This window comes from Fodinibius roseus (assembly GCF_900129315.1).
GTDB classification, from domain to species: Bacteria; Bacteroidota; Rhodothermia; order Balneolales; family Balneolaceae; genus Fodinibius; species Fodinibius roseus.
Genome location: NZ_FQUS01000011.1, coordinates 35,242 through 47,545 on the forward strand (window position 1 = coordinate 35,242; position 12,304 = coordinate 47,545).

At 51.7% G+C, this 12,304-nt stretch carries 9 protein-coding genes; 6 read left to right on the forward strand and 3 right to left on the reverse strand.

Annotation, left to right across the window (positions count from 1 at the left end):
* The first annotated feature begins 93 nt into the window (after window positions 1–93).
* The 4 genes from BUB16_RS11240 (at window position 94) to BUB16_RS11255 (ending at window position 6,217) form a co-directional block, all read left to right on the forward strand.
* On the forward strand, window positions 94–1,803 hold the full coding sequence (locus tag BUB16_RS11240) for a ribulokinase (RefSeq protein ID WP_073064279.1): 1,710 nt from the start codon (window positions 94–96) through the stop codon (window positions 1,801–1,803).
* A complete protein-coding gene (locus BUB16_RS11245; protein WP_073063948.1) occupies window positions 1,796–2,500 on the forward strand; it encodes an L-ribulose-5-phosphate 4-epimerase in 705 nt (234 codons plus the stop codon). Before BUB16_RS11240 ends, BUB16_RS11245 begins: the two co-directional genes overlap by 8 nt.
* A 207-nt stretch (window positions 2,501–2,707) precedes the next feature.
* Window positions 2,708–4,111, forward strand: a complete 1,404-nt coding sequence (locus tag BUB16_RS11250) for an L-fucose/L-arabinose isomerase family protein (protein ID WP_073063951.1) — start codon at window positions 2,708–2,710, stop codon at window positions 4,109–4,111.
* A gap of 351 nt (window positions 4,112–4,462) precedes the next feature.
* A complete protein-coding gene (locus tag BUB16_RS11255; protein ID WP_073063953.1) occupies window positions 4,463–6,217 on the forward strand; it encodes a sodium:solute symporter in 1,755 nt (584 codons plus the stop codon).
* Window positions 6,218–6,417: 200 nt separating this feature from the next.
* On the opposite strand, the gene eboC is transcribed toward BUB16_RS11255, so the two are convergent.
* The 3 genes from eboC to BUB16_RS11270 all read right to left on the reverse strand — a co-directional run bounded on the left by eboC (window position 6,418) and on the right by BUB16_RS11270 (window position 9,449).
* The gene (gene eboC / locus BUB16_RS11260) at window positions 6,418–7,350 is read right to left on the reverse strand and encodes a UbiA-like protein EboC (RefSeq protein ID WP_211483149.1); all 933 of its coding nucleotides are present in this window, start codon (window positions 7,348–7,350) and stop codon (window positions 6,418–6,420) included.
* 196 nt (window positions 7,351–7,546) lie between these two features.
* The gene (locus BUB16_RS11265; RefSeq protein WP_073063956.1) at window positions 7,547–8,482 is read right to left on the reverse strand and encodes a TatD family hydrolase; all 936 of its coding nucleotides are present in this window, start codon (window positions 8,480–8,482) and stop codon (window positions 7,547–7,549) included.
* Between the two features lie 64 nt (window positions 8,483–8,546).
* Window positions 8,547–9,449, reverse strand: coding sequence for an EboA domain-containing protein (locus BUB16_RS11270; protein WP_073063958.1), 903 nt, complete (start codon window positions 9,447–9,449; stop codon window positions 8,547–8,549).
* 427 nt (window positions 9,450–9,876) lie between these two features.
* Here BUB16_RS11270 and BUB16_RS11275 point away from each other — a divergent pair, with 427 nt between their 5' ends.
* A complete protein-coding gene (locus BUB16_RS11275) occupies window positions 9,877–11,058 on the forward strand; it encodes a 3-dehydroquinate synthase (RefSeq protein ID WP_073063962.1) in 1,182 nt (393 codons plus the stop codon).
* 12 nt (window positions 11,059–11,070) lie between these two features.
* Complete coding sequence (gene eboE, locus BUB16_RS11280; protein ID WP_073063965.1) at window positions 11,071–12,297, forward strand: metabolite traffic protein EboE; 1,227 nt, start codon at window positions 11,071–11,073, stop codon at window positions 12,295–12,297.
* Window positions 12,298–12,304: the final 7 nt, after the last annotated feature.

Here is a 12,304-nt window from a genome sequence, read left to right on the forward strand (position 1 = left end):
TAATTGTATATTGCCTTTTTTTAAAAGCGTTATTATAACACTTATTAAATACCGGGAACGAGATTATAATGTATATCAACCATGCCTATGAATATGAAGAAGAATGATAACTGCGTCATCGGGATCGACTACGGCACGGATTCGGTGCGATCGGTGCTGGTAGATGCCGGGGGCAACCAGCTTGCGGAAGCGGTCCACCGCTATAGCCGCTGGTCCGAGGGCCTGTACTGCGACAGCACCCAAAATCAGTTCAGGCACCATCCCCTCGATTATCTGGAGGGACTGGAGCATACGCTGAGGGATGTGCTTTCCCGGGTGCCGGAGCAAACGGCCGGTCGGGTAAAAGGTATTGCCGTTGATACCACCGGTTCTACGCCGGTAGCCGTGGATCAAAGCGGAACCCCCCTGGCCCTGAAGGAGAAGTTCGCTGACAATCCCAATGCGATGTTTATCTTGTGGAAAGACCATACGGCGGTCGGGGAGGCCAGTGAGATCACCGGGCTTGCCAGATCCTGGGACGGTCCGGACTATACCAAATATGTGGGCGGTATCTATTCCTCGGAATGGTTCTGGGCCAAGATGTTGCATACGATCCGGAATGATGAAAGCGTGCGGGAGGCTGCTTATTCGTGGGTGGAACTGTGCGACTGGATTCCCTATGAGCTGACCGGCAAAACGGATGTGCACGCCATGAAACGCAGCCGCTGTGCGGCGGGACATAAAGCCATGTGGAACGAAGAATTCGACGGCCTGCCCAGCCAGGAGTTTCTAAACCGTCTCGACCCGCTGCTGGAGGGGATCCGGGAGCGGCTGTATCAGCAGACCTTTACGTCCGACTGTCCGGCCGGAACACTCTCTTCCGAGTGGGCCCGAAAACTGGGCCTTTCGGAGGAGGTTGTTGTTGGGGTCGGAGCTTTTGACGCTCACATGGGCGCTGTGGGAGGAGAGATCGAACCGTATTATTTGAGCCGCGTCATGGGCACTTCGACCTGCGACATTTTGGTGGCGCCCTATGACGACCTCGGGGACAACCTGGTGGAGGGAATTTGCGGGCAGGTGGATGGGTCGGTGATCCCGGGATTGGTGGGACTTGAAGCGGGACAGTCGGCTTTCGGTGATGTGTATGCCTGGTTCAGGGATCTGATTAGCGATCCGGCCGAATCGATTATCAGTGAAAGCGAGCTGCTGACTGAGGAACAGAAGGCGGCGCTGGCTGAGGAGCTGCATGAGAAGCTGCTGGTAATCCTGTCTGAGAAAGCCTCCGGCCTGGAGGATGTTGATACCGGCATTGTGGCACTGGATTGGCTGAACGGCCGTCGAACGCCGGATGCCAATCAATGGCTCAAAGGAGCGATCGAAGGACTGGATCTGGGTACGGATGCACCGCGTATATTTAAAGCCCTGGTGGAGGCGACCTGCTTTGGGGCAAGAGCCATTGTAGAGCGATTTCAGCAGGAAGGTGTTCGTATCGATGGTATCATCGGACTGGGCGGGGTCGCTAAAAAATCGCCCTATGTCATGCAGACGCTGGCCAATATCCTGGGGATGCCCATCAAGATAGTTAAATCCGAGCAGGCTTGCGCGATGGGGGCGGCTATGTTTGCCGCCACTGCGGCGGGACTTTTTGAGGATGTCCGGGAGGCTATGGCGTCGATGGGCAATGGATTCGGGAAGATCTACGAGCCCGACGAGGAGAAAGCAGCCGTTTATGATGGCTTGTATGATCAGTACCGGTCACTGGGCGAAGTTGTGGAAGAGCGGCTTGAGCTGAACCAAACCATTAAACAGGAGCAGAATGAGTGATTTTAAGGAGTTAAAACAGGTTGCCTATGAGAGTAATATGCGGCTTCCCGAGCTCAACCTGGTGTTATTTACATTTGGAAATGCCAGTGCTGCAGACCGGGACCGGAGCGTATTTGCTATAAAGCCGAGTGGCGTACCCTACGAGGAGCTGCGGGCCGATGATATGGTGATCGTTGATTTCGACGGCAAGGTGGTGGAGGGGGGGATGCGTCCCTCTTCGGATACCGAAACACATGCGGTGCTGTACAGGCAGTGGGACGGTATCGGTGGGATCGCACATACTCACTCTACGTACGGAACAGCCTGGGCCCAGACACAGCGGGACATTCCTATCCTGGGAACCACCCATGCCGACCATTTGACAGAGGACATTCCCTGCGCCCCACCGATGAGCGATGAAATGATCGAGGGCGATTATGAAAGGCAAACCGGCCACCAAATTATTGATGCCTTTGACAGCCGGCAGCTCTCCTATGAGGAAGTGGAGATGATACTCGTAGCGAATCATGCACCTTTCACGTGGGGAAAAACGGCGGAAAAGGCCGTATATAACAGTGCTGTCTTAGAGGAGGTGGCCAAAATGGCGTACATCACCCTTCAGATTCATCCCGATGCCCCGCGGTTAAAGGAACCGCTCATTAACAAACACTGGGAGCGTAAACACGGCGACAGCGCTTACTACGGGCAGGAAAAGTAAAAAAGTTTATGAATTACATGTGGCTCTTGATTTACCGATGCTTTTATACGAGAGGAAAGATAAAAGTATAACTTTTGAGCGCCCACAAAAGGGCTGAATGACTTTGATAGCCTTTATGTGATCTCCTGGAGAGGATTGACTCAAAGAGCTATTGTATTCTTAACCGTTAGCGACCTTAATAATAACCACAGTTAGATTGACCGGAAAATGACAGAACAGCGTAAGCCCAAAATCGGGCTCTTAGGCATAATGCAGGAATTGTATGACGATGATATCCCCAATATTACAGAGCACCAGGAGCATTTCGCCCGGGAGGTGTGTGACCGGCTATCTGAGGTGGCTGACTGGGAATTCCCGCGGGCAGCCCGGAATCGCGACGATATCGAGGAAATTTTAGGGAGCTTTAATCACCGGGACCTGGACGGCGTTATGATTGTAATGCTTACTTATGGTCCCGCTATGCGGAGCGTCCGCGCCCTGCAAAACAACCATTTGCCGCTACTGCTGGCCAATATCCAACCCGAGCCTGAAGTGACAACCGACTGGAATATGGATGACTTGACCTATAACCAGGGTATCCACGGCGCGCAGGATATGGCGAACGCAATGCTTCGAACCATGGGCGACCATTTTGAGGTGATTTCTGCCGATTGGAAAAGCAACGCGTTTGCGGAATATGTCGCAGACTGGGCCCGTGCGGCGCAGGCGGTATCCGCTTTAAAAAAAATGAAGATTGCCTCGATCGGGAAAATGCATGGTATGGGCGATACGCTGACCGACGAGGCGGCCTTCACCCGGGTCATCGGTCCCGAAGTAAATCGCGAGTATATCGGCCGGGTTTTTCGGAATATGGAAACAACTACCCGGGAGGAGGTCGAGCAGCAGATGAGAATCGATCGCGAACGGTTTGATGTCGATGAAGATATGCCTGATAAAAATTTTCGGTATGCAGTCCGTATGTACCTGGGTTTTAAAAAACTACTGGAAGAGGGACCATATGCCGGATTCTCCGCCCATTTTGATACGTTTAAAGGAGACGGGCGATTCGAACAGATCAACATGCTTGCGGCTTCCAACCTGATGGCCGACGGTTATGGTTATGCGGCGGAAGGAGATACCAATACGGCCAGCATGGTGGCAGCGGGACATCTTCTGGATGGAGGAAAAGCGCACTTTACTGAAATGTATGCCATGGACTTCAAACGCAATTCTATGCTGATGAGTCACATGGGGGAAGGAAACTGGAAGGTCGCCCGCAGGGATGAGCCCATTCGTCTGGCTGACCGCGAGTTGGGGATCGGAGATCTGAATAACCCGCCGACCACCGTTTTCCGGGTCGAACCGGGTCCGGCTACCATCGTCTCACTGGTACATCTGACCGGCGAGAACTTTCGGCTTGTTGTGGCTCAGGGTGAGGTGTTGGACTCGCAGAAATACCCGGCCATTGAGATGCCTTATTTTCATTTCAGACCGGATTCCGGGTTGCGGGACTGCAATGACGGCTGGCTGAAAGCGGGCGGCACGCACCACCAAACCCTGCTTTTGGGCGACCAACGTCAAAAATGGCAAATGCTTAGTAACATACTGGGGGTCGAATATGTGGAAGTTTGAGAATTATTTGCATTAAATGTCAAAAATTTTCAATAGTGTTAAATTTTTTTCTATAATTAGATTTTAATGGCAACCCGTTGTGCGGCTGGTTTGTAATCAAGCTGTCAATATCTACAGTTAATTTTAACCGGACAGCGGGCTATTACGGTAATCAGAAATGAAACTAAAAATGTCTGTTAAACGATAACTTCATGCTTTGCGGGTAAAAAATTATATTGCCGCAAGTCCAAGCATAATTCTGCTACAGGTAAGGCTATTTAGAAGGGAATAAACATAGATCCGACCGCTTAGCCCGCGAATGATGCGGGTTGTTTCGTTGCAATCTTAATTTAATATCTATACAGGGATTCCATGGGAACATTAGCAGTAGTTGACTGGATAGTCATTGGGCTGTACTTCCTGCTTATTGCAGGCCTGGCCTGGTGGGTCATCAAACAAAAAACCGATACCACAACAGATTATTTTCTGGCAGGACGCCATCTCGGATGGATTATTGTCGGGACGTCGATATTTGCCTCTAATATCGGCTCCGAACACCTGGTGGGATTAACCGGGACGGGAGCAACGGACGGGGTGGCAATGGCTCATTATGAGCTGCACGCCTGGTGCCTGTTAGTACTGGGGTGGGTGATGCTCCCCTTTTATATACGCTCCAGGGTGTTTACGATGCCGGAATTCCTGGAAAAGCGGTTTTCTCCATTGGCGCGAACCTTACTTTCGGGCGTCTCCTTGCTCGCCTATGTTCTTACGAAAATTGCCGTCGGGATTTTTGCCGGTGGTATCGTGTTCAGTGTGTTGATCCCGGAACTCAGCTTCATGGGAATGAACAGCTTCTGGATCGGGTCGATCCTTGTCATTGTTTTTACGGGATTGTATACCGTTTTGGGAGGGCTTCGTGCGGTGGCCTATACCGAAGCCGTTCAGACCCTGGTGCTTATCTTTGGATCCGTGATGGTGCTATATTATGGCTTGGATGCCATTGGTGGCTGGAACCGGCTGTATGAGGTAGCGGGACCCGAGATGTTTGACTTGTGGAAACCGATCGTGCCCGACGGATACAGTGCCACCTGGGCCCCGGTCCTGGGAGAGGGAGAAATGGCCTGGTACTTTAACAGCAATTATCCCTGGCTCGGGATGCTGTTCGCAGCTCCTATTGTGGGATTGTGGTATTGGACGACCGACCAGTATATTGTACAGCGCGCCCTGGGAGCTCCCAATGAAAAGGAAGGCCGTCGCGGGACGATCGCGGCTGCTTTCCTGAAGCTTCTGCCGGTGTTCCTTTTCATTATCCCCGGCATCATCGCTTTTGCTCTTGCCAAGTCAGGGGAGATAGCCGTTCTTCAGGAGGCCTTGATGAATCAGCAGGGTGAGATTATTAATGAGAATGCGCAGGCTTCATTTCCCTTGCTGGTGGCCCATATCCTGCCGGTGGGTATCCGCGGTATCGTGGTAGCGGGACTCCTGGCGGCGCTGATGAGTTCCTTGGCCGGGGTTTTCAATGCTTCATCCACGCTCTTTACGATGGATTTTTACAGTAAGTTCAGGCCCGACGCCTCCGAACAGCACCTGGTTTGGATGGGACGACTGGCAACGGTTGTCATGGTGGTTATCGGCTTGCTCTGGATCCCGGTCATCCAGGGCAGCCGTGGATTGTACGATTACCTGCAGGGCGTGCAGGCGTATTTGGCGCCCCCGATATTTGTGGTCTTCTTCTTCGGTATCTTTTTTAAAAGGCTAAACAAACAGGGGGCTTTGTCAGCTCTGGTAGTGGGACTGTTCCTGGGGATATTCCGCCTGGCCATCGATACGCCTGTGATGCTGGGCGAGGGCTTTGCCTATGCTGAAGGGTCTTTTTTCTGGATCGTCAATAATATTTTCTTCCAGTACTACAGCCTGTTTATTTTCCTGGTCTGTATTGCCGTAATGTTTGGCGTGAGCTATATGACGGATCCGCCGAAATACGAGAAAATATCCGGGTTGACCTACGGGACGCTCACCGATGAAGACAAGCGCATGTCCCGGGAAAGCTGGAACTGGGTGGATATTTCGCTTTCGGTTCTGCTTGTTGCCGTTATAGGGTTCATTTATATTTACTTCAGCGGGTAGGGATAGTTCATTTTTTGAACGGCCAAAAAATGAACCAAAAAAAGCCGCCGGCTGAGAAAAGTCAGCGCCCGGCGGTTACGGCGGCTCCGGAGAAAAACACAAATTTACCCGACAGGTCGGGTTCAAACATATATTTTTCTTCATTTCTCCGCCTTGCCCCCCGCCACCCGGTACGCTGACTTTTTAAGGCCGGGAAATGATCAGGTCACGGCAAAGAGCTTGGAGATAAGCAGGGAGAGCGGGAGTAAAAGTACCACGATGATTCCCACCGGAAAGCCGCCGAAACCGGCCGCTATAGCGGCGTTTAATAGTATAAGCGACAAAACGCCACGTTTAATTGCCTTTTTTATAAGGTCCGGTTCGGGCTTAAACGCCGCTTTCCAGAAGGGCGGGATGACCATCACGGCAAAAAGCACAATAAAAAGGGAAGCGGTGCCTGCCGTATAACCGGGGAAGAGGCCCAGGAAGAATAAGCAGAGCGTCACCAGTATAATGAGTGCCAGTGCCCCCAATCCCGATCTCTTGTCCCCGCCGTGCACCTCACCCTGGCTCACCAGTGTAATAGATCCGATATATGCTACCGGCAGCAGGGCCAGGAACCATAGTGAAAAAAGAGAAGCAGGGATAATGCTGCATCCCAGCAGCAGATTTCCGCCCCTGCAGCCTCCCATGAAAAGAGGTCCCCACAGGGCAGAATGCTTGGCCCAATAGTCGTATAACAGCGCCCCGCAGCTGATCGCGATAGCCAGAAATCCCGCATACCTGTTCACTTGAAAAGCTGTAAGCATGCCGGCAAGAAGCAGGACGGAGCCGGCCAGGGTTGCCCCGGACTTCGAGGCTCGTCCGCTGGGGATCGGGCGCTCGGGACGCTCTTTGGCATCCAACCCGGCATCAAAGACATCATTAAATACCACCCCGCCGCCATAGAGACCAAAGGTCGAAAGGAGCAGCCACCCAAGATTCGGATGAGAAACCGACAAGGCGCTCCCTGAGACGAGAATGGCCCCGCCCGCCGCCGAAAAGCCGGCCAATATATCGGCAAAAGCGGTAACGATGTTAGGGGGACGCATGAGCTCGCCGTAGGCCCGGAGGCGGGAGAAGAAGGAAAGATCGGTTGATGTTGAGGTAGTCAATGATTTGATATAGTTATTGGCTATCATTTAGTGCATTGAACGCAGCATGGATCTTGTTGAATTCAGGCGAAGAAAATTATAAATGAAAAATTAAAAATCGCGAAAATGCGATCCTGTTATCACGAGAAAACGGCGTTTCCGGCGGACCTTTCTTTCTGGCAGTTGAACATTCTGCTAAAGTTGAACCCACAACCCATTATTCAATAATGATATCATCCTTGTCGGGATCCTCTTTTTCAATGAACGGTTTGGATCCGCCGCGCAGTACGGAATTTCCGCCATAGGTTTTGCTTTGATCGATCAGCGGCCGGTCCAGCCAGTCTTCCTCCTTAATCTGGCCGCTTTGCTTATAGGCGTCCAGCGCATTTTGATAACATACCTTTTGGACATCCTCTTTACTGAGCCCGCGTTCCAGCATCAGCTGCGCCGTTTTGGGGACCCCCAGGGGGTCGCTTTTACCCCAGTCGGCAGCACTGTCCACAAAAATACGTTCCGTGCCATACTGTTTGACAATCTCGACCATCCGTTCATTCCCCATTTTCGTACCCGGATAGATGGTAAAGGCCGTCCAGTAGCCGCGATCAAGCACCTCCTCGACCGTTTCTTCATTGTTATGGTCGACAATAACTTTGGAAGGGTCCAATCCATGCTCCTCGCACAGGTCCATGCTGCGGCTGGTGCCCTGTTTCTTATTGCGGTGGGGGGTGTGAATAAGGACCAGCTTATCCATTTTCTTAGCGAGCTCCAGCTGCTTGTGGAAGTATTTTTCCTCGAGATCGGTCATGTCATCATAGCCGATTTCGCCGATAGCGACGACTCCCTCTTTGTTGGCAAAACGAGGAAGCAACTCCATCACATCTTCGGCCAGTTCTTCGTTGTTCGCTTCTTTCGCGTTCAGCCCGATGGTACAATAGTGGCGCACGCCAAACTGTTCGGCCCGAAAACGCTCCCAGCCCACAATCATGCTGAAATAGTCAAGCATGGAGCTGGCATCCGTCCGCGGTTGTCCCAGCCAGAAAGCCGGTTCGATAACGGCCACCACGCCCGCCTGACGCATCGCTTCATAGTCGTCGGTTGTGCGTGAGATCATGTGAACATGCGGATCAATAAACTTCATTTCGTCAATGGACATAATGCGATATTATTTAATTTCAAATTGATTTGAGAAATAGTGAGACGGCATGAGAGAGCATGGGTCAGTTGTCATTAAACTGTGCACCGATATCATCCCACCCAACCGCGGCCTGCTTCACCTGCTGAACCGTTTCCCGGTGCTCTTCGAGTACCGCTGTCGCCTCCTCAGAGGGACTGTCCGACAGGGCCAGCACAGCAGCCTGTTGCTGCAGGTTATCTTCGTGATGAAGCACCCGTTCGAGGTCGGCAATCATCTCCCCCTCTGCAAAAGGCCCCACCGGCCGCCACAGCTCGGGCGAGACGCTCCGGTCGGCCGCCCAGCGCTCATGAGCGTAATCGACCAGCATTCTTGCCAGCTTTTCATTCGCCCGGCGGTCAATACCGTCAATGAGATAGAGGGGACTCTCCACAAAAAGCGCTTTAAGCACCACCTGGTTCCACGCCCCCTCATCCATAAAATCAGCCGGGAAGGGGTTGCGCAGCGCCACCGCATTGAATACGGAGGTCATGTTGCTTCGGATTCCCTCGGCCGCCCGCTTGGTCAGCTGTTTGGGATAGGGCAGGACAGGGAGGCTCTGGTACAGGGCAATAGCCTCGCCCATGTCACTTGAAACAAACGTCTTTTCCAGAATATCCAAAAAGTCTTCCTGTGCTCTTCCCGTAATGCTCAACACCAGGTATGTCCGCCCCAGCTGGTCGAGTGTCCAGTGCCCGGGCTGCCAGCGGTCACGCCGCTGCCGGGCTTCTTTAAGGTCGTCCGGCGACAGATCCAGTGCTTCTTTGCCGGTATGCTGTGGTACGCCGCTGAACGAAGCAAAGAACTGCCAGTCCTCCGCCCCGGCATTCAACTCATCACTTGTTGAGGTTATCCACGAGAAGATTTCGCCATCCAGCCTTTCCCGCAGCCATGAGCGTATTAACAATTGCAGGGATGGGATATCGGTTTCCAGTTGAGATTCAGCCATTATAGCATATTTTTTCTTTGATTATAAAAGTAACTTATGCGGTAGTCCAATTGCCAACAGTAATATTATTTATTTTATTATCTTTGCAGGATGCTACTGTAACAATGATTTCAGAAAATTTCCAGTCTGATTTTTTATTTCCCATAATATTACCATCTTTGCATCGGTTTTATAACCTGAAGTGTTCATGACTAATACAGAATCATTCGTTATTCTATTCCATCTTAAAGTTAAAATCTTAGCATATAAGAGGGCTTTGCAAAACCCTGATTTTTCAAGGCCCTCTATAAAATGGTCTTTTTTTGAAGAATTAAAATGAGAACTGTGAAATTTTTTTGTGAATAATCCAGGTTAAAGGATGAAAAACATCACCAGATATATTTAATCCTGTTGCACTTATTGACCTATATGAATAGGTTCGCTAATTATGAAAGTTATAGAACAAGAAGTACCGGTTTCCTTTAATTACAACGTTTATTTTACCCGCGGATTGTTTGAACGTGATAATTCACTGTTTTCGGACATCATAGCAAAAGCTTCCCCCGAAGTGGCCCGGAAGGTCCTGTTTATCATTGATTCGGGAGTGACAGAGCACCACCCCGGCCTTCCGGAACAGATCAAAGGATACGCCGAGGCGTATGAAGATCATTTCAGGATGGTTCCGGAGCTGCAGGTTATTCCGGGGGGAGAGGAAGCCAAGAATGATCCGGATATCGTCGGTCAGCTGCATGAGGCTGTCAACAGAGCCAACCTGGACCGTCATTCGTATATTGCCGCTGTAGGAGGGGGAGCGGTGCTGGATACGGCCGGGTACGCCGCAGGTACCGCTCACCGGGGAATCCGCCTTGTTCGCATCCCGACGACCGTTCTGGCTCAAAATGATGCGGGCATAGGCGTTAAAAACGGCGTGAATGCTTTTGGGAAGAAAAATTTTCTCGGCACCTTCGCGCCTCCTTTTGCGGTGCTGAATGATGCTTCGTTCCTGCAGACGCTTGATCACCGGGATTGGCGCTCCGGCATATCGGAGGCGGTTAAAGTTGCGCTTCTGAAGGATGCCGCTTTTTTTGAATTTTTGGAAGAGCAGGCCACAGCACTGAATAACCGCGACGAAGAAGTGATGGACCATCTTATCTATCGCTGCGCCGAGTTGCATATGCAGCATATTGCGACTTCGGGTGACCCGTTTGAAATGGGGTCATCGCGTCCCCTCGACTTCGGACACTGGTCGGCCCACAAACTGGAGCAGCTTACCGATTATAATCTGCGTCACGGGGAAGCAGTGGCGATCGGACTCGCATTGGACTGTATTTATTCGACCCTGGCGGGGATGCTCTCCGAAGAAGAATGCCGGCGTATCCTGCGGATGTTAAAGGCGGCAGGCTTCAGATTATTTACGCCGGAACTGAGCAATCGGACTGATGAACCGGAAAACCCCGCCTCCATTTTTTACGGGCTGGAGGAATTCCGGGAGCACCTCGGCGGAGAACTGACCATCATGCTGCTGGAAGGGATCGGCAAAGGCCGGGAAGTCCATGAGGTGGATTTCGATTTGTATCGTGAAGCGATTGCGGAATTAAAGTTATTTGAAGAGCAATGCATTGAAGTATAATTACCGACAGGAATGCAATTAAACAATTACCCGACATTTCATCTTACCTATTGCACAAATATCCATCCCGGGGAGCGATGGGAGGAAGTGCTGGAGCAGCTCAAAACACATATTCCCGACCTGAAGCAGCGGCTGTCGCCGGGTCGCCCGTTCGGAATCGGACTTCGCCTCTCATCGCGGGCCGCAAGTGAGTTGAAGCAAAGGGACCGGCTGGATGAATTCAGGCAGTGGCTGGGTCAGGAGGACTGTTATGTTTTTACGATGAATGGCTTTCCCTACGGGGATTTCCACCGCCGGCGGGTGAAAGACCTGGTGTACAGCCCCGACTGGCGAACCGAAGAGCGCGTGGCCTATACGATGAACCTGGCTGATATTTTAGCCGAGCTGGTTCCGATAGGGATGGATGGGGGTATTTCCACTTCCCCGATCTCCTATAAATACTGGCTGCAGCAGCATTCGTTAAAAGAGCAGGCTTTTCGAGAAGGAAGTAAAAACCTCGCCCGGGTGGCCTATTCCCTGGCCGGGATCCGCCGGGAAAAAGGCAAGCTCCTTCATATTGATATCGAGCCGGAACCCGACTGCCTGCTGGAAAACAGCCGGGAGACGATTGATTTTTTTAAGCACTGGCTGCTGCCGGTGGGCAGCACGTTTTTGACCGATGAATACGGCATCGATCCGGTGGAAGCGGAGGTCATGCTAAAGGAGCACATCCGGCTGTGTTATGACACCTGTCACTTTGCGGTTGAATATGAAGATCCCGCGGAAGTCCTCCGGGAAATGAAGGAAGCAGGTATCAAGGTGGGAAAGGTGCAGGTCAGCGCCGCATTGAAGGTTGAACTTCCCGGCTCGGACGAAGGACGCCGGCAGATTGAAAAACAGCTTCAAGATTTTGATGAAGCCACCTATTTGCACCAGGTGGTGGAACGCAGGGGGAATGACTTGCTTTTCCGGTACCGCGACCTGGACCAGGCCCTGCCGCATATTTTTGAGGAGCAGGCCCGCGAGTGGCGCATTCATTATCATGTGCCTCTCTTTGTGGATGCCTACGGGAGACTGAATTCCACGCAGTCGGATATACGAAAGAGCCTCGATTTTTTGAAAGAAAACGCTGCGATGTGCCGCCATTTTGAAATAGAAACCTATACCTGGGAGGTCCTGCCCGAAGAGCTCAAAAAAGACTCCGCCGACTCCATCGAGCGGGAATATCGATGGGTGCTCGGGGAGTTTCGGGACGAGTAAGGTCGGT

What these genes read in the sequence shown, in the direction of transcription:
- eboE (WP_073063965.1), top strand. Translation starts at nt 11,071, where the DNA reads ATGCAATTAAACAATTACCCGACATTTCATCTTACCTATTGCACAAAT.
- BUB16_RS11275 (WP_073063962.1), top strand. Translation starts at nt 9,877, where the DNA reads ATGAAAGTTATAGAACAAGAAGTACCGGTTTCCTTTAATTACAACGTT.
- BUB16_RS11250 (WP_073063951.1), top strand. Translation starts at nt 2,708, where the DNA reads ATGACAGAACAGCGTAAGCCCAAAATCGGGCTCTTAGGCATAATGCAG.
- BUB16_RS11245 (WP_073063948.1), top strand. Translation starts at nt 1,796, where the DNA reads ATGAGTGATTTTAAGGAGTTAAAACAGGTTGCCTATGAGAGTAATATG.
- BUB16_RS11240 (WP_073064279.1), top strand. Translation starts at nt 94, where the DNA reads ATGAAGAAGAATGATAACTGCGTCATCGGGATCGACTACGGCACGGAT.
- BUB16_RS11255 (WP_073063953.1), top strand. Translation starts at nt 4,463, where the DNA reads ATGGGAACATTAGCAGTAGTTGACTGGATAGTCATTGGGCTGTACTTC.
- BUB16_RS11270 (WP_073063958.1), bottom strand. Translation starts at nt 9,449, where the DNA reads ATGGCTGAATCTCAACTGGAAACCGATATCCCATCCCTGCAATTGTTA.
- BUB16_RS11265 (WP_073063956.1), bottom strand. Translation starts at nt 8,482, where the DNA reads ATGTCCATTGACGAAATGAAGTTTATTGATCCGCATGTTCACATGATC.